This window comes from Sphingomonas sp. GW821-FHT04B01 (assembly GCF_059420425.1).
Genome location: NZ_JBWKTR010000006.1, coordinates 214002 through 230727, shown reverse-complemented (window position 1 = coordinate 230727; position 16726 = coordinate 214002). Strand labels below are relative to the sequence as shown.

The 16726-nt window shown below is 69.1% G+C and carries 16 protein-coding genes; 15 read left to right on the top strand and 1 reads right to left on the bottom strand.

Features of this window, described 5'->3' with window-relative positions:
* Positions 1-106: 106 nt before the first annotated feature.
* Positions 107-493 (bottom strand): hypothetical protein, encoded by a 387-nt coding sequence (locus AC07UH_RS15300; protein WP_038662197.1) that lies wholly within the window; start codon positions 491-493, stop codon positions 107-109.
* A 157-nt stretch (positions 494-650) separates the two neighbouring features.
* Between AC07UH_RS15300 and AC07UH_RS15295 the strand changes: the two genes are divergently transcribed.
* The 15 genes from AC07UH_RS15295 (at position 651) to murB (ending at position 16532) form a co-directional block, all read left to right on the top strand.
* Complete coding sequence (locus tag AC07UH_RS15295) at positions 651-1619, top strand: cysteine synthase A (RefSeq protein ID WP_038662194.1); 969 nt, start codon at positions 651-653, stop codon at positions 1617-1619.
* 235 nt (positions 1620-1854) lie between these two features.
* The gene (locus AC07UH_RS15290; RefSeq protein ID WP_322848893.1) at positions 1855-2127 is read left to right on the top strand and encodes a hypothetical protein; all 273 of its coding nucleotides are present in this window, start codon (positions 1855-1857) and stop codon (positions 2125-2127) included.
* Positions 2128-2422: 295 nt separating this feature from the next.
* Positions 2423-2923: a division/cell wall cluster transcriptional repressor MraZ gene (locus tag AC07UH_RS15285; RefSeq protein WP_038662189.1), complete on the top strand. Its 501-nt coding sequence runs from the start codon at positions 2423-2425 to the stop codon at positions 2921-2923.
* A complete protein-coding gene (gene rsmH / locus AC07UH_RS15280; RefSeq protein WP_495180918.1) occupies positions 2920-3858 on the top strand; it encodes a 16S rRNA (cytosine(1402)-N(4))-methyltransferase RsmH in 939 nt (312 codons plus the stop codon). Before AC07UH_RS15285 ends, rsmH begins: the two co-directional genes overlap by 4 nt.
* Complete coding sequence (locus AC07UH_RS15275; protein ID WP_495180917.1) at positions 3855-4481, top strand: hypothetical protein; 627 nt, start codon at positions 3855-3857, stop codon at positions 4479-4481. Before rsmH ends, AC07UH_RS15275 begins: the two co-directional genes overlap by 4 nt.
* Positions 4478-6190, top strand: coding sequence for a peptidoglycan D,D-transpeptidase FtsI family protein (locus AC07UH_RS15270; RefSeq protein WP_038662181.1), 1713 nt, complete (start codon positions 4478-4480; stop codon positions 6188-6190). The genes AC07UH_RS15275 and AC07UH_RS15270 overlap by 4 nt, the downstream gene beginning before the upstream one ends.
* 10 nt (positions 6191-6200) lie before the next feature.
* Positions 6201-7616: a UDP-N-acetylmuramoyl-L-alanyl-D-glutamate--2,6-diaminopimelate ligase gene (locus AC07UH_RS15265; protein WP_495180916.1), complete on the top strand. Its 1416-nt coding sequence runs from the start codon at positions 6201-6203 to the stop codon at positions 7614-7616.
* 307 nt (positions 7617-7923) lie between these two features.
* Complete coding sequence (locus tag AC07UH_RS15260; protein ID WP_495180915.1) at positions 7924-9288, top strand: UDP-N-acetylmuramoyl-tripeptide--D-alanyl-D-alanine ligase; 1365 nt, start codon at positions 7924-7926, stop codon at positions 9286-9288.
* Positions 9288-10358 carry a phospho-N-acetylmuramoyl-pentapeptide-transferase gene (gene mraY / locus AC07UH_RS15255; protein ID WP_038662171.1) on the top strand — a complete coding sequence of 357 codons (1071 nt, stop codon included), beginning with the start codon at positions 9288-9290 and terminating at the stop codon, positions 10356-10358. Before AC07UH_RS15260 ends, mraY begins: the two co-directional genes overlap by 1 nt.
* Positions 10355-11650: a UDP-N-acetylmuramoyl-L-alanine--D-glutamate ligase gene (murD, locus tag AC07UH_RS15250; protein WP_495180914.1), complete on the top strand. Its 1296-nt coding sequence runs from the start codon at positions 10355-10357 to the stop codon at positions 11648-11650. Before mraY ends, murD begins: the two co-directional genes overlap by 4 nt.
* On the top strand, positions 11647-12879 hold the full coding sequence (locus tag AC07UH_RS15245; RefSeq protein ID WP_245640690.1) for an FtsW/RodA/SpoVE family cell cycle protein: 1233 nt from the start codon (positions 11647-11649) through the stop codon (positions 12877-12879). The genes murD and AC07UH_RS15245 overlap by 4 nt, the downstream gene beginning before the upstream one ends.
* Positions 12864-14021: an undecaprenyldiphospho-muramoylpentapeptide beta-N-acetylglucosaminyltransferase gene (gene murG / locus AC07UH_RS15240; protein ID WP_495180913.1), complete on the top strand. Its 1158-nt coding sequence runs from the start codon at positions 12864-12866 to the stop codon at positions 14019-14021. Before AC07UH_RS15245 ends, murG begins: the two co-directional genes overlap by 16 nt.
* Positions 14021-15436: a UDP-N-acetylmuramate--L-alanine ligase gene (gene murC / locus AC07UH_RS15235; RefSeq protein ID WP_495180941.1), complete on the top strand. Its 1416-nt coding sequence runs from the start codon at positions 14021-14023 to the stop codon at positions 15434-15436. Before murG ends, murC begins: the two co-directional genes overlap by 1 nt.
* Positions 15433-15633: a hypothetical protein gene (locus tag AC07UH_RS15230; RefSeq protein WP_038662156.1), complete on the top strand. Its 201-nt coding sequence runs from the start codon at positions 15433-15435 to the stop codon at positions 15631-15633. Before murC ends, AC07UH_RS15230 begins: the two co-directional genes overlap by 4 nt.
* Positions 15627-16532 (top strand): UDP-N-acetylmuramate dehydrogenase, encoded by a 906-nt coding sequence (murB, locus tag AC07UH_RS15225; RefSeq protein WP_495189873.1) that lies wholly within the window; start codon positions 15627-15629, stop codon positions 16530-16532. Before AC07UH_RS15230 ends, murB begins: the two co-directional genes overlap by 7 nt.
* The last annotated feature ends 194 nt before the right edge of the window (positions 16533-16726 follow it).

The following is a 16726-nucleotide window of genomic DNA, read 5'->3' as shown; positions in this document are numbered from 1 at the left end:
GACGTACCGGAATGGACCTATTCCGGCAACGGTCGATCGCCGACGCCCACGCAAAAGGGCCGGCGGATCGCTCCACCGGCCCGGAAACGTTGTGCGGTGCCGCAGCTTACGACTTGCAGCTCTGCGACGGCTTGCCCGGCTGGGTGACGGTGATCGTCTTGGGATCGCCGGTCAGCTTCCAGCCGCCCTCGGCGACGAGCGGATCGCCCGTCTTCTCGGCGGTCAGGCGGGTAGCGGTACCAGTCTGTGACGTCTTGACCAGCGCCAGCTTGTCGCCCTCGAACAGGGTGACGTAGAGCAAGCTGTTGTCCTTGCAGCGGAAGGTCTTTTCCGCCTTGATCGCGGGCGGCAGCTCGACCGGGCCACGGTTGGCGAGGGCGTTGGCCATCGGATCGGGGTTGGAGTCGAGCACCTCGGCCGAGTTGGGCTTGGAGTTGCAGGCCGCCAGCGCGAGCAGCGCGGCGGTGGCGGAGAGGAGGAGGGGGCTCTTCATAGCGGCGCGACGCTTCGCGCATGCAGCAAGGAGCGTCAAGCAGGATGACTGACGTATGTGAGCTGGCTCGGGAAAATGCGACGGACGCCGCCCCGCTTGGCCGCCGCCAAGCTTAGCTTCGCTTGCCGCTGGCGCTGCCACGCGCCATCTAGCGACGATGCATACCACGCCCGACACCCTCGCCCTGATCGGCAACACCCCCCTCGTCCGACTGAAGGGGCCGAGCGAGGCGACCGGATGCGACATCTTCGGCAAGTGCGAATTCGCCAACCCCGGCGCCTCGGTGAAGGACCGCGCCGCGCTCGGCATCGTCGAGGATGCGGAAGCGCGCGGCGTGCTCCATCCCGGCGGCACGATCGTCGAGGGGACGGCGGGCAACACCGGCATCGGCCTCGCGCTGGTCGCCAACGCCAAGGGCTATCGGACGATCATCGTCATGCCCGAAACGCAGAGCCGCGAGAAGATGGACACGCTGCGCGCGCTCGGCGCCGAGCTGGTGCTGGTGCCGGCGGCGCCTTATGCCAGCCCCTATCATTTCGTGCACACCTCGCGCCGGATCGCGGAGGAGCGCGACAATGCCTTGTGGGCGAACCAGTTCGACAATGTCGCCAACCGCCGCGCGCATATCGTCGGCACCGCCGAGGAGATCTGGCAGCAGATGGAGGGGCGGATCGATGGCTTCACCTGCGCGGCGGGTACCGGCGGGACGATCGCCGGCGTCGGGCTGGGATTGAAGGCCAAGGACGAAAGCATCTGCATCGCGCTCAGCGATCCGCATGGTGCGGCGCTGTACGAATATTACGCGCATGGCGAATTGCGCGCCGAGGGCTCGTCGGTCGCCGAGGGCATCGGGCAGGGGCGGATCACCGCCAATCTCGACGGCGCGCCGATCGACACCCAATTCCGCATCTCCGATCAGGAGGGCTATCGCTGGGTACGGCGGCTGCTCGACGAGGAGGGGCTGTGCCTCGGTTTGTCGTCGGGGATCAACGTCGCCGGTGCGGTGCGGCTCGCCGAGCGGCTCGGGCCGGGCAAGCGGATCGCGACGATCCTGTGCGATACGGGCTTCCGCTATCTGTCGTCGCTCTACGATCCCGAATGGCGTGCCGCCAAGGGGCTGGCATAGGAGCGGAAGCCGTCACCATCCACCCGTCACCCCGGACTAGTTCCGGGGTCCACTCGTCCGCAGGCGTGCGCCTTGAGCCTCTTGCGGCTCTCCTCGCCGCAGAGTGGACCCCGGAACGAGTCCGGGGTGACGGAGGGGTGGCGGATGAGGCTGAGACCACCTGGAGGCTCCCCGCCAACCGCTTATTCGACAAACCGGTGACGAACCGTTACAGAGGCGCGGCAAGATGAGAGCCGTGCGAGATACCCAGCAGACGATGCAACGGATCAAGGTCGGCGTGATCGGCCTGGTTGCCGTGGTGCTGCTGATCGCCGTGGCCAGCGCCATCCTCGGCTCGGCCACCCGCGAGCGGCCGATCGCCGCCGCCGGATCGGCGCAGGCCGACGTGGTCGCCAACATCGCCATGACCAACGCCGGCGCCGCTGCGGCCGCGGCGGGCGCATCGGGCGAGCCGCTCGCCGAACTGGGCGTCGCCCCCTCCACCAGCAACAGTCAAGCGCCGCGCTGATGCGCCGCCGGGGAAATCCGGGGATTGCGCCTAAGCATCTGATTAGATGCATTTTATTGCCTTCGAGCAAGGCCGTGCCGCGTCGGTCGTGGGGTGCGCGCCCACCCGGCTAGGCGACGACGGGGCCGTTTCCCCGCTTTTCCCCAAAAATCCCGTTGCGTCCCCGGGGTGCTGTTGATACCAACAGCGTCAACGGGGCAGGCATCACCGGTTGCGTCCATCGCAACAGGCCGAACGGCGACGACGGGTCGTTTTTCGGAACGGTGAGCCGTGCGCGTCAGGGTGCGAGACGGCAGTGTCGGAAAGGGGCGATTATCAGGGAAGCGGACTTGCTCTTGTTGACGACAAGGGTCGCGTCGCCATCCCCAATGCGCTCCGCTCGACCTTGGCCGAAAATGCACCGCGACCCGACGGCAAGGACGGCGGCACGGTCATCATCGCCGCGCACGAGGACCAGCCCTGCCTGATCGCCTACGATCCTGCCTATCTCGCCGAGCTCAAGCGCGAGCTGAACGAGCGGGTCGCGCTGTCGCGCGGTCCCGACGGCAAGATCGACCACAATATCAAGCGCGGCGGAGCCAATGGCGAAGCCGTGCCGTTCGACGGATCGGGGCGCTTCATCATGCCGGGTTTTCCCCGTTTCTATGCCGGTATCGGGGCGCATGCCTTCTTCTGGGGCACGCTCGACTATATCGAGATCTGGGACCCCAAGACCTTGCTGTCGACGCCGAACATCGCGCCGCAGATGGTCGCCGCCTGCCGCTATTACTGCCAGGACAAGGGCATCGCGCTATGAGCGACGCTCCACACATTCCCGTGCTGCTCGACGAGGTCGTCGCGGCGCTCGCCCCCGCCCCGGGCGAGCGGATCGTCGACGCGACCTTCGGCGCCGGCGGCTATACGCGCGCCATCCTCGCCACCGGCGCGCAGGTCGTCGCCTTCGACCGCGACCCCGATGCGATCGCCGCGGGCCGCGCCGCGAACATCCCCGGCCTGACGCTCGTCCACAGTGACTTCTCGGCGCTGGAGGCGGCGCTCGACGCGCCGGTCGACGGGCTGACGATGGATATCGGCGTGTCGTCGATGCAGCTCGACCAGGCCGAGCGCGGCTTCTCCTTCCAGTCGGACGGCCCGCTCGACATGCGGATGAGCCAGGAGGGGGCGAGCGCCGCCGACTTCCTCAACACCGCCGACGAGGAAGCGATCGCCGACATCCTCTATCATTATGGCGACGAGCCCAAGTCGCGCCGCGTCGCACGCGCGATCGTCGCCGCGCGGCCGCTGACCCGCACGTCGGAACTGGCCAATGTCGTGCGCAAGGCGCTCGGCCATCGCCCGCACGACAAGAAGGATCCGGCGACGCGCACCTTCCAGGCGATTCGCATCCATGTGAACCGCGAGCTGGGCGAGCTCGCCGACGGCCTCGCCGCAGCCGAGCGCGTTTTGAAGCCGGGCGGTCGCTTGGCGATCGTCACCTTCCACAGTCTGGAGGATCGGCTGGTCAAGCGCTTCCTGCGCGACCGGTCGGGCAATGCGCCTGGCGGCTCGCGGCATCTGCCGCAGGCGGCGGCGGGCATCGCCCCGAGTTTCGAGGCCGTCGGCCGCGCGGTGCGCGCCGGCGAGGCCGAGGTCGCGCGCAATCCCCGCGCGCGCTCGGCGACGTTGCGGACCGCCCGGCGAACGGCGGCGCCCGCTTGGGGCAATGGCAATCTGGCGGAGGTGACATCATGACGGCGGCGTATCGGTTGAAGGGGATCGGGTGGTTCGGTGGCTGCGTCGCCATCGTCCTCGGCTTCTACCTGGTGTCGCTGCAGGTCGCGGCGGAGCGCAAGAAGCTCGAGTCGATGGATCGCAAGATCGATTCGGCGCAGCGCGACATCCGCGCGCTGGAGACCGAGTTCGAGACGCGCGCCAATCTCGCCCAGCTCGAAAAGTGGAACGGCGAGACGCTGGCGCTCGCCGCGCCGGTCGCCGGACAGTTCGTCACTGACGAGGGCGCGCTCGCCAGCCTCGACGTCAACCAGGTCGGCGTGACCGCGCCGGGGACCAAGCTGGCCGCGCTCGTCGTGCCGTCGCTCGCCACCGTCAACGTCGCCGCCCCCGCCGCCACGCCCGCGCCCGCCGTCGTCCAGGTCGCCGCCGCGCTGCCGACCGCCAAGCGCGCCGTCATCAAGGTCGCCGCGATCGAGAAGAGCGCGCCGATGCTCGCCAAGCTCAACGAGGCGGCGCGCGCCAAGGTCGCGGTCGCCAAGGTCCGGCCGCAGGCGGTGGCGATGCTCGACAAGAAGCTGCTGTCCGACACGACGCTCGGCGATATCCTCAGCAGCGCGCGCGCGGAGGCCCGCAAGCGTTGACCGTCATCGTCGCCCGGCCCGCACAGCAACGGCGCAACGCCACCCAGCGCCATGCGCTGGTGGCGACGTCGCATATGCGGCTAATGATGTTGCTGATGCTCTTCGCCGCGGCGGTGACGCTGGTCATCGGCCGGCTGGTGATGCTCGGCGTGATGTCGGGCGGCGAGGCGGAGGCGCGCGTCGCCGCGCTGGCCGCGCGCGGCGATATCGTCGATCGCAACGGCGCGCCGATGGCGCGGACGATCGACGCCTGGACGATCGCGGTCCACCCCAAGCAGATCATCGGCGACAAGATGGAGATCGCCAGCCGCCTCGCCGCGCTGATGCCCGATCGCGGCGATCAGGCGTGGTTCTACGGCCAGCTCACCCGCCCGGTCAGCTTCGTCTATCTCCAGCGCCGCGCCAGCCCGGCGCTGGTCGAACAGGTCAATGCTATCGGCGAGCCGGCATTGGTCTTCGCGCGCGAGACGCAGCGCCTCTATCCGCAATCGACGATGGCGAGCCATGCGCTCGGCTTCCTGTCGACCGACGGCCACGGCATGAGCGGCATGGAGCGCGTGCTCGACGAGCGGCTGCTCGACCCGACCAAGGCGGGCCAGCCGGTCGCGCTGTCGATCGACGTGCGCGTGCAGGCGGCGCTGGAAAGCGAACTCAGCCGTGCGATGAACACCTTCTCGGCGCGCGGCGCCGGCGGCATCGTGCTCGACGTCGCCACCGGCGAGGTGATCTCGATGGTGTCGCTGCCGACGTTCAATCCCAATCGCGTCGGCATGGCGGGCTCGGAAGAGCTGCGCAACATCACCACGCAGAGCGTGTTCGAGCTCGGCTCGACCTTCAAGCCGATCACCGTCGCCACCGCGATCGACACCGGCACGGTGACGCTCAACCGCAAGTTCGACGCGACGCACCCGCTCAAGGTCGGCGGCTTCACCATCCATGACGAGCGCGGCGATCCGCAGCGCTGGCTGTCGATGCCCGAAACGCTGATCTATTCGTCCAACATCGCCACCGCACGCATCGCCGACGAGATCGGGCCGCAGAAGATGCAGGCGATGTTCCGCAAACTGGGCTTCGACACCAAGCCCGACATCGAGCTGCGCGAAAAGGGGCGGCCGCTGATGCCGACCTATTGGGCGCGCACCACGACGATGACCACCGCCTACGGCCATGGCATCGCGGTGACGCCGCTGCATCTCGCCAGCGCCTATGCCGCACTGGTCAACGGCGGCATCTGGCGGCCGGCGACGCTGATGAAGGTCGCGCCGGGGCAGGCGCCGGTCGGCCGTCGCGTCATCAGCGAACAGACCAGCGCGCGGATGCGGCAGATGCTGCGGCTGATCGTGCTGCGCGGCACCGGCCGCAAGGGCGAGGCGCCGGGCTATCGCGTCGGCGGCAAGACCGGCACCGCCGAGGCGGCGGTGGCGGGCGGCTACGACCATTCGCGCAACGTCGCGACGTTCGCGGCGGCTTTCCCGATGGACGCACCGCGCTATGTGGTGCTTGCCATGCTCGATTCGCCCAAGGGTACGAAGGAAACCGGCGGCTGGAAGACCGCCGCGTGGAACGCCGCGCCCGTCGTCGGGCGGACGATCTCGCGCGTCGGCGCGATGCTCGGCGTCGTTCCCGACGAGCGGCAGGACATCGACGTGTCGGACCTGATGCCGTTGATCTGGCAGGACCCGACGCGCAAGCTGGCCAGCGGCAACTAAAGGGGGTGTAATGAGACTGGGCGCACTCACCGGCGGCGGCGAAGAGGCGATCGTCACCGGCTTCGCGATCGATCATCGCAAGGTCGCCCCCGGCACCGTCTTCGGCGCCTTTCAGGGCGCGCGCGTCAACGGCGAGGAGTATATCGCCGATGCCGTCCGCTCGGGCGCGATCGCGGTGGTGACGCGGCCCGGCGTGCCGGTCGAGGGCGCGGTGGCAATCGTCGACGACAATCCGCGCGAGCGGTTCGCGCGCGCCGCCGCGACCTTCTTCGCGCCCTTCCCGGAGGTCGCAATCGCGGTCACCGGCACCAACGGCAAGACCTCGACCGTCGAGATGACGCGGCAGCTCTGGCGGATGGCAGGCGCGCATGCCGCCTCGATCGGCACGCTCGGCGTCACCACCGCCGACGAGCGCGTGACGACCGGGTTGACCACGCCCGACGTTGTCACCTTCCTGTCCAACGTCGCCGGCCTCGCGCGCGAGGGGATCACGCACGTCGCCTTCGAGGCGTCGAGCCACGGCCTCGTCCAGTATCGCACCGAGGGGCTGAGCGTCGCCGCGGCGGCCTTCACCAATCTCAGCCGCGACCATCTCGATTATCACGGCGACATGGGCGCCTATCTGACCGCCAAGCTGCGCCTGTTTTCCGAAGTGCTGAGCCCCGAAGGCACCGCGGTGGTCTGGGCCGACGACGTGCATGCGGCGCGGGTGATCGACCTCGCGCAGGCGCGCGGCAACCGGCTGGTGACGGTTGGCGAGCGCGGATCGACGCTGCGGCTGGTCGGACGTGACCCGACCTTGCTGGGGCAGGGGCTGACGATCGAGGCGGAGGGGGAGACGCATCGCGTCACGCTGCCGCTGATCGGCGGCTATCAGGCGGCGAACGCGCTGGTCGCGGCGGGCCTCGTCATCGCGACCGGCGGCGACGTGGCGCGGACGATCGCCGATCTTGCGCGGCTGCAACCGGTACGCGGCCGGCTGGAGCGGGCGGCGATCGCGCGCAGCGGCGCGCCGGTCTATGTCGATTACGCGCATACCCCCGATGCGCTCGAAGCGGCGATCGCCGCGCTCAAGCCGCATGCCGGCGGCCGGCTGATCGTCGTGTTCGGCGCCGGCGGCGACCGCGATCCCGGCAAGCGCGAGACGATGGGGCAGGTCGCGCAGATGCAGGCCGACCTCGCCATCGTCACCGACGACAATCCGCGCACCGAGGATCCCGCGACAATCCGCGCCGCGATCCTCAAGGGTGCGACCAACGCGCGCGAGATCGGCGACCGCCGCGCGGCGATCGCCGCGGCGATCGCCGAGGCGGGGCCGCAGGATATCGTGCTGATCGCCGGCAAGGGCCACGAACAGGGCCAGATCGTCGGCGACATGGAATTGCCGTTCGACGATGTCAGCGTCGCGCGGGAGTATGCCGCGTGAGGCGGAACATCCGCCCAACCCACCCGTCACCCCGGACGTGTTCGAGGCCTCTACGAATAGCCGCATCGCGGGTAGATCAGCGTAGTGCTCCTGCGAAAGCAGGAGCCCAGAGCCAAGCAAAACAACGTCTTATGGCGTTAGCGACCCTGGGCTCCTGCTTTCGCAGGAGCACAGAAGGGCTTCTTGCAGAGGTCTTGACCTGTTCCGGGGTCCACCCGTCCGCGCGGACAGCACTCGGACAAACAACCGTTCTCCTCGCCGCAGAGTGGACCCCGGAACAAGTCCGGGGTGACGGGGCAGTGCAGCCATGACGGCGCCCCTCTGGACCGCAGCGGAAATCGCCGCCGCCACCGCAGGCACCGCCTCGACCGATTTCGCCGCCACCGGCGTCGCCTTCGACAGCCGCGAGGTCGGCCCCGGCGACCTGTTCGTCGCGCTGACCGGCGAGAGCACCGACGGCCACCGCTTCCTGCCGCAGGCGTTCGTTCAGGGCGCGGCGGGCGCGATCGTCTCGGACGCGACCGATCATCCGCACGTCCGCGTCGCCGACACCTTCGCCGCGCTCAACGACCTCGGCCGTGCCGCCCGCGCGCGCATGGCGGGAACGGTGATCGGCGTCACCGGCTCGGTCGGCAAGACCAGCGCCAAGGAGGCGCTGTTCGCCGCGCTCGACCGGTCGCTGCCCGGCGCGGTCCACCGCTCCGTGAAGAGCTACAACAATCATACCGGCGTGCCCCTGAGCCTCGCCCGCATGCCGCGCGACACGAGGATCGGCGTGTTCGAGATGGGCATGAACCATGCCGGCGAGCTCGCCGAACTGACCAAATTGGTGCGGCCGCATATCGCGATCGTCACCGCGATCGCACCGGCGCACACCGCCTTCTTTCCCGATGAAAGCGCGATCGCCGATGCCAAGGGCGAGATCTTCCGCGGGCTCGAACCCGGCGGCGTCGCGATCGTCCCCTATGACAGCCCGCATCGCGACCGCCTGATGGCCGCGGCGGCGCCTTATGCCGCGCGCACCGTCACGTTCGGCCTGACCAAGGGCGCCGACGTCCGCGCGATCGAGGCGATGCGCCTGCCGACCGGCGGCTCGTTCGTCACCGCCAAGATCGGCGAACGCGAACTGTCGTTCACTTTGTCGCAGCCGGGGATGCACTGGGTGTCGAACGCGCTTGCGGTGCTCGCCGCGGTCGATGCCGCCGGTGCCGATGTCGCCCGCGCCGGCCTCGCGCTTGCCGAGATGGGCGGCCTTGCCGGTCGTGGCGCGCGCTTCGTCGCGCCGGGCGACGTGCTGGTGATCGACGAAAGCTACAACGCCAATCCCGCCTCGATGCGCGCGACGCTCGCGGTGCTCGCCGAAGAGCCGGGCCGCCACCTCGCCGTGCTCGGCGAGATGCGCGAACTCGGCGACGCCTCCGACGCCTATCACGCCGATCTCGCCGGACCGGTGCTCGCCGCGCGGGTCGAAGCGGCCGTGCTGGTCGGCGAAGCGATGGCGCCGCTCGCCAAGGCCCTTGAGGGACGCACCCAAGTCATGCATGTGGCCGACGCCGCCGCCGCGCTCGGCCGGGTGAAGGCCCTGGCCCGCGCCGGGGATGCGGTGCTCGTCAAAGGGTCTAACGGTGTCGGGTTGTCGCGCGTGGTCGCGGGCCTGGGGGGCGGAAGGTAATGCTATATTGGATCGCCGAGCATCTGGGCTTCACCGGATTGCTGAACCTCATCCGCTACCAGTCTTTCCGGACCGGTGCGGCGGTCGCGACGGCGCTCTTCATCGGTCTCATCATCGGGCCGCGCTTCATTGGCTGGCTGCGCGTCCGCCAGGGCAAGGGGCAGCCGATCCGCGCTGACGGGCCGCAGACCCACCTCGCCAAGCGCGGGACGCCGACGATGGGCGGGCTGATGATCCTCACCGCGATGAGCCTCGCCATCCTGATCTGGATGGACCTCAGCAATCCCTATGTCTGGTCGTGCCTGTTCGTGACGCTCGGCTTCGGCGCGATCGGGTTCATGGACGATTACGACAAGGTCCGTAAGGCGAGCACCGCGGGCGTCTCGGGCCGCACGCGCCTCCTGCTCGAATTCGCCATCGCCGGCATCGCCTCGTGGATCATCATGGGGCAGAACGGCCCGCACCTCTATTTGCCGTTCACCGACCGGCTGTATCTCGACCTCGGCTATGCCTTTCCGCTCTTCGCCGCCTTCACCATCGTCGCCTTCGGCAATGCGGTGAACCTCACCGACGGGCTCGACGGGCTGGCGACGATGCCGGTCATCATCGCCAGCGTCGCCTTCATGCTGATCGTCTATCTCGCCGGCAACGTGAAGTTCGCCACCTATCTCGGCATCCCGCACGTGCCGGGGGCGGGCGAACTGGCGATCTTCTGCGGCGCGGTGATCGGCGCAGGGCTCGCCTTCCTGTGGTTCAACGCGCCCCCCGCGGCGGTGTTCATGGGCGATACCGGCAGCCTCGCACTCGGCGGCGCGCTCGGCACGATCGCCGTGGTCGCGCATCACGAGATCGTGCTCGGCATCGTCGGCGGCCTGTTCGTCGTCGAGGCGATGTCGGTGATCATCCAGGTGTTCTTCTACAAGCGCACCGGCAAGCGCGTCTTCCGCATGGCCCCGATTCACCATCATTTCGAACAGCTTGGCTGGAGCGAACCGACCGTCGTCATCCGCTTCTGGATCATCAGCCTCGTGCTGGCGCTCGCCGGCCTGTCGACGTTGAAGCTGCGGTGATTACCGCCAAGGCCTTTGCCGGGAAACGCTATGCGGTGCTCGGCCTCGCCCGCTCGGGCCTCGCGACGGTGCAGGCGCTCGCCGCCAGCGGCGGCTATGTCGTCGCCTGGGACATGAACGCCGCGGCGCGCGAACGGGTGACGCGGATCGACGGCGTCATCGTCCACGATCCGTTGCAGCTGGCGCTCGACGGCGCGGCGGGGCTGATCGTGTCGCCGGGGGTGCCGCTGAATGCGCATCCATTGGTCGATCATGCCCGCGCCGCGCAGGTGCCGGTGATCGGCGACATCGAATTGTTCGCACAGGCGCGCGGCGAGCTGCCGCCCCATCGCGTCGTCGGCATCACCGGCACCAACGGCAAATCGACCACCACCGCGCTGATCCACCATATCCTCAAGACCGCGGGCGTGCCGACGCTGATGGGCGGCAACATCGGCCTGCCGATCCTCGAACAGCAGCCGCTGCCGGCAGGCGGCGTCTATGTGCTCGAACTGTCGAGCTACCAGCTCGACCTGACGCAGAGCCTCGATTGCGACGTCGCGGTGCTGCTCAACATCACCCCCGATCATCTCGACCGTTACGACGGCTTCGAGGCCTATGCCGCCTCCAAGGCGCGGCTGTTCGCGATGCAGTCGCCGCAGCATGACGCGATCGTCGGCATCGGCGACGCCCCTTCGGCGCAGATCGCGCGCGGCCTGTCGGCGCGGGGCGAGCATCTGACCAAGATCGCGCCGGGCGTCTGTATGGACCAGTCGCGCTGGCCGGCGCTGCAAGGCCCGCACAACGCCCAGAACGCGCTCGCCGCGATCGCCGCGGTCAAGACGCTCGGCGTGTCGGAAGCGGATATCGATCGCGGCCTCGCCAGCTTCACCGGCCTGCCGCACCGGATGGAGACGGTGGCGGTCCGCGACGGCGTCACCTTCGTCGACGACAGCAAGGCGACCAATCCGGAAAGCGCCGCCCCCGCGCTCGGCGCGTTCGGCCGCATCCACTGGATCGTCGGCGGCAAGCGCAAGGGTGACGACCTCGACGCCTGCGCGCCCTATTTCGATCGCGTCGCCGCCGCCTATACCATCGGTGAGGCCGGCCCCTTGTTCGCTGACCTGCTCGCGGACCGCATCCCGTCGGTGACGCAAAGCGGCGACCTCGCCACGGCGGTCGCGCAGGCCGCCGTCGTGGCACGGCCCGGAGACACCGTGCTCTTGTCGCCGGCCTGTGCTAGCTTCGATCAGTTCCGCGATTACGAGGAGCGCGGTGCCGCGTTCCGCGCGGCGGTGGAGGCCCTCGCATGACCAGTGCCGGTATGACCGACGCCGACCGCGACACGCTGATCGCCAAGGTCAAGCGGCGCGGCGGGCGCGGCGATCGCTCGCCGCTCGGCACCTGGTTCTGGGACATCGACCGGATGCTGCTGCTGCTGACGCTGTTCCTGATCGCGATCGGCCTGATCGCGGTCGCGGCGGCGAGTCCGGCGACGGCGGTGCGCTATTCGGGCGAGCATCACAAATTCACGCCGCTCTATTATTTCTGGCGGCAGCTCATCTGGGTCGGCATCTCGCTGCCGGTGCTGTTCGGCGTGTCGATGCTGCCGGTGCCGCTCGCGCGGCGGCTGGCGCTCGGCGGCGCGGCGGTGCTCGTCGTCTGTCTCGCGCTGACCCCGTTCGTCGGCAACAGCATCAACGGCGCGCGGCGCTGGATCGGCTATGGCTTCGCGCAATTCCAGCCGTCCGAATTCCTGAAACCTTTGTTCATCGTGACGGTGGCGTGGCTGCTGTCGCTCAAGGCCAAGGACCCCGAGCTGCCGACCGTGCTCATCACCGGCGCGATGACTGGGCTGATCGCGGTGCTGCTGATGCTCCAGCCCGATTTCGGGCAGACGGTGATCTTTTGCACCGTCTGGATGGCGCTGCTGATGATCGCCGGTACGCCGATGCGCATCCTCGGCGGGATCATCGCGATGGTGCCGGTCGGGCTGGTCGCGGCGTACATGTTCTACGGCACCGCGCGCAATCGCATCGACGCCTTCCTGTTCCCGAGCGTCGAGGGCGAGGGGGCGAGCGACCATTTCCAGACCAACGCCGCACACGCCACGATCACCAGCGGCGGCTGGACCGGCACCGGTCCCGGCGGCGGCACGGTCAAGTTCGGCCTGCCCGAGGCGCACACCGATTATATCTATTCGGTGATCGGCGAGGAATTCGGCCTGATCGCCTGCGCGATCATCGCGATCGTCTTCCTCGCGATCGTCGTGCGCGTCTTCGTCAAGCTGCTCGACGAGCAGGACGAGTTCAAATTGCTTGCCGCTTCGGGGCTTGCGGTGCAATTCGGCGCACAGGCTCTGGTGTCGATGGCGGTCAACACCGGCCTCGCACCGTCGAAGGGGATGACGCTGCCGTTCATCAGCTATGGCGGTTCGTCGATGATCGCGCTGTCGATCGGCATGGGGCTGCTGCTCGCGTTCACGCGGCGCAACCCGTTCCTGACGCGCAGCCCGTATGTGGTGAGATGGGGATCGAATTGAGCAAGCATTACGTCCTCGCCGCCGGTGGTACGGGGGGGCATATGGTCCCCGCCGCGGCGCTGGCCGAGGAACTGACCCGGCGCGGCCATCGCGTCGCCCTCATCAGCGACCAGCGCGGCGTCCGCTTTCCCGGCCTCTTCGACGGCATCCAGACGCACGTCCTGCCCGCCGGCCGCTTCCAGGCGAAACGCCCGCAGGGCTGGCCCTCGGCGGTGCGCGAGATGCTGCGCGGCCGGGCGATGGCGCGCGAATTGTACCGCACGTTCAAGCCCGCCGCGGTGATCGGCTTCGGCGGCTATCCGGCGATGCCGGCGCTGCTCGCCGCCTTCGCCGACAAGATCCCGACCGCGGTGCACGAACAGAATGCGGTGCTCGGCCGCGTCAACCGGCTCGTCGCCGGTCGCGTCGATGCGATCGCCACCTCCTATGCGACGACCGAGCGGCTGGCGGTGAAGCATGAGGGCAAGGTCCATCTCGTCGGCAATCCGGTGCGCGACGCGGTATTGGCGCTGCGTACGCGGCCCTATCCGTTGCTCGAGGAGGACGGCATCTTCCGCGTCCTCGTCACCGGCGGCAGCCAGGGCGCGAGCATCCTCAGCCAGGTGGTGCCCGACGGGCTTGCCATGCTGCCGATCACCTTCCGCCGCCGGCTGCAGGTGACGCATCAGGCGCGGATCGAGGATATCGACGCGGTGCGCGCGCAATATGCCGAACATCAGATCCCGGCCGAACTTGCCACCTATCTGCCCGACATGCCCGAACAGCTCGCCTGGGCGCATCTGGTCATCGCCCGCGCCGGCGCCTCGACGATCGCCGAGCTCACCGCGGCGGGCCGCCCGGCGATCCTCGTGCCGCTGCCCGGCGCGACCGACGACCATCAGACCGCCAATGCCCGCGAGATCACCAGGGCCGGCGGTGCGCGCACCATCCCGCAGCCCGAATTCACCGCGGTGGAGCTGGCCAAGCAGATGCAGAAGCTCGGCCTCGATCCGGTCGCGCTCGAAAATGCCGCGACCCGCGCCCAGAGCGTCGGCCGCCCGCATGCGGTGCGCGACCTCGCCGATCTGGTCGAAAGCCTCGATTCCCCCGTCTCGCGCCTGCCGGTCGGCAAGGCCGCCCCGCACAAGGAGGCGTTCGCATGATCCGTGGCGTCGCGACCGATATCGGCCCGATCCATTTCGTCGGCATCGGCGGCATCGGCATGTCGGGCATCGCCGAGGTGATGAAGAACCTCGGCTATACCGTGCAGGGCTCCGACGTCGCCGAGGGCTATGTCGTGCAGGGGCTGCGCGACAAGGGCATCGCGGTGACGATCGGCCATGCCGCCGCCAACGTCGCCGACGCGGCGGTGGTGGTCACCTCGACCGCGATCACCCGCACCAATCCGGAGGTCGAGGCGGCGCTGGAACGGCGCATCCCCGTCGTCCGGCGCGCCGAGATGCTCGCCGAGCTGATGCGCCTCAAATCGACCGTCGCGGTCGCCGGCACGCACGGCAAGACGACGACGACCTCGATGGTCGCCGCGCTGCTCGACGCGGGCGGGATCGACCCGACCGTCATCAACGGCGGCATCATCAACAGCTACGGCTCGAACGCGCGTCTCGGCGCGAGCGACTGGATGGTGGTCGAGGCGGACGAGAGCGACGGCAGCTTCCTGCGCCTCGACGGCACGATCGCGGTGGTCACCAACATCGATCCCGAGCATCTCGACCATTACGGCTCGTTCGACGCGGTCAAGGACGCCTTCGTCGAGTTCGTCGAAAACGTGCCCTTCTACGGCGCGGCGCTGCTCTGCCTCGATCATCCCGAGGTGCAGAACGTGCTGCCGCGCGTCCGCGACCGCCGCGTCGTCACCTATGGCTTCTCGGCGCAGGCGGATATCCGCGGCGTCGACGTCACGCCGGTGCCGGGTGGCAACCGCTTCGACTGTGTCGTGCGCGAGCGCGACGGCACCACCCGCTCGATCGAGGGGATCGAGCTGCCGATGCCCGGTCGCCACAACGTCCAGAACGCGCTCGCCGCGATCGGCGTCGCGCTCGAACTCGGCATCCCCGATGCGACGATCCAGCAGGGGTTCTCCGCCTTCGGCGGCGTCAAGCGGCGCTTCACCAAGGTCGGCGAGGTCGCGGTCGACGGCGGCTTCGTCACGATCATCGACGATTACGGCCATCATCCGGTCGAGATCCGTGCCGTGCTCGCCGCCGCACGTGAGGGCGCGCGCGGCCGGGTGATCGCGGTCGTCCAGCCGCACCGCTATTCGCGGCTCGGCAATCTGATGGAGGATTTCCAGACCGCGTTCAACGACGCCGATCGCGTGCTCGTCACCCCGGTCTACGCCGCGGGCGAGGCGCCGGTCGAGGGCGTCGACGCGCAGGCGCTGGTCGACGGACTCAAGCGTCGCGGCCATCGCTCGGCGACGACGATCGTCGATGCCGATGCGCTGGCGGACGAACTGGTGGCGACGATCCAGCCGGACGACATGATCGTCTGCCTCGGCGCGGGCGACATCACCAAATGGGCGGCGGGGCTGGCCACGGCGATCGGAGAACGGCGATGAACGACTGGTTCGATGCGGGACTGAAGCTGCAGAAGCAGATGCTCGATGCGCAGCGCAAGTCGCTCGAGGCGGGCGGCCATGCCGTCGGTGCCGGCGAGGCGATGGTCCAGGCGCAGGAGGCGACGCGCAAGGCCGCCGAGGCCAATCTCGCCGCAATCCAGGCGTGGACGCGACTATGGGGTGTCGGCCCTTGGTGACTGCGGGGGGCATCGATCTGCCGGCCGTGCGCGGGCGCCTGACCCAGGGCGCGCCGCTGGCGCCGCTCGTCTGGTTCAAGTCGGGCGGCACCGCGCAATGGCTGTTCGAGCCCAAGGACGCCGACGATCTCGCGGATTTCCTCCGCGATCTCGACCTGGCGGTGCCGGTGATGGCGCTCGGCCTCGGCTCGAACATGATCGTCCGCGACGGCGGTGTACCCGGCGTGGTCGTGCGTCTCGGCAAGGCGTTCGCGCAGGTCGAGCGGATCGATGCGACGACCTTGCGCTGCGGCGGCGGGGCGAGCGGCATCCTCGTCTCCTCGACCGCGCGCGATGCGGGGATCGGCGGCGTCGAATTCCTCCGCTCGATTCCCGGCACGGTCGGCGGTTTCGTGCGGATGAACGGCGGCGCCTATGGCCGCGAGGTCAAGGACGTGCTGGTCGATTGCGACGTCGTGCTGCGCTCGGGCGAGCGCCGGACGCTCGCCGTCGCGGACCTCGGCTATACCTATCGCCACAGCGCGCTGCCCGCGGGCGCGGTGGTGATCGCCGCGACCTTCCGCGGCCATGCCGCCGAGCCCGCCGCGATCGGCGCGGAGATGGACCGGATCGCCGCCGAGCGCGAGGCGTCGCAGCCGCTGCGTTCGAAGACCGGCGGCTCGACCTTCAAGAATCCCGCCGGCCACAAGGCATGGGCGCTGATCGACGCCGCCGGCTGCCGCGGCCTGACCCGAGGCGATGCGCAGGTGTCGGAGAAACATTGTAATTTCCTGCTCAACCTCGGGTCGGCCACCTCGGCGGAGATCGAGGCGCTGGGCGAAGAGGTACGCGACAAGGTGAAGGCGCAGTCTGGCGTGACATTGGAATGGGAAATCCAGCGGGTCGGGGTGGCGAAGTGATGGCGTTGGTTCATGGGGCTCGGTCGGTTCCCTCGAAAGGTTCGTCACCCCGGACTCGTTCCGGGGTCCACCGGGCCACAAGCGAATGGTCTCGCCTCAAGCCCCGCTCCTCGCCGCGGAGTGGACCCCGGAACGAGTCCGGGGTGACGGTGCGTGCGGGGAAGGGCATTGCCCCATGCAAATGGTCATCGCGG

Coding starts and splice junctions, on each gene's coding strand:
- AC07UH_RS15300 (WP_038662197.1), bottom strand. CDS start 493: ATGAAGAGCCCCCTCCTCCTCTCCGCCACCGCCGCGCTGCTCGCGCTG.
- AC07UH_RS15295 (WP_038662194.1), top strand. CDS start 651: ATGCATACCACGCCCGACACCCTCGCCCTGATCGGCAACACCCCCCTC.
- rsmH (WP_495180918.1), top strand. CDS start 2,920: ATGAGCGACGCTCCACACATTCCCGTGCTGCTCGACGAGGTCGTCGCG.
- AC07UH_RS15275 (WP_495180917.1), top strand. CDS start 3,855: ATGACGGCGGCGTATCGGTTGAAGGGGATCGGGTGGTTCGGTGGCTGC.
- AC07UH_RS15265 (WP_495180916.1), top strand. CDS start 6,201: ATGAGACTGGGCGCACTCACCGGCGGCGGCGAAGAGGCGATCGTCACC.
- AC07UH_RS15260 (WP_495180915.1), top strand. CDS start 7,924: ATGACGGCGCCCCTCTGGACCGCAGCGGAAATCGCCGCCGCCACCGCA.
- mraY (WP_038662171.1), top strand. CDS start 9,288: ATGCTATATTGGATCGCCGAGCATCTGGGCTTCACCGGATTGCTGAAC.
- AC07UH_RS15245 (WP_245640690.1), top strand. CDS start 11,647: ATGACCAGTGCCGGTATGACCGACGCCGACCGCGACACGCTGATCGCC.
- murG (WP_495180913.1), top strand. CDS start 12,864: ATGGGGATCGAATTGAGCAAGCATTACGTCCTCGCCGCCGGTGGTACG.
- AC07UH_RS15230 (WP_038662156.1), top strand. CDS start 15,433: ATGAACGACTGGTTCGATGCGGGACTGAAGCTGCAGAAGCAGATGCTC.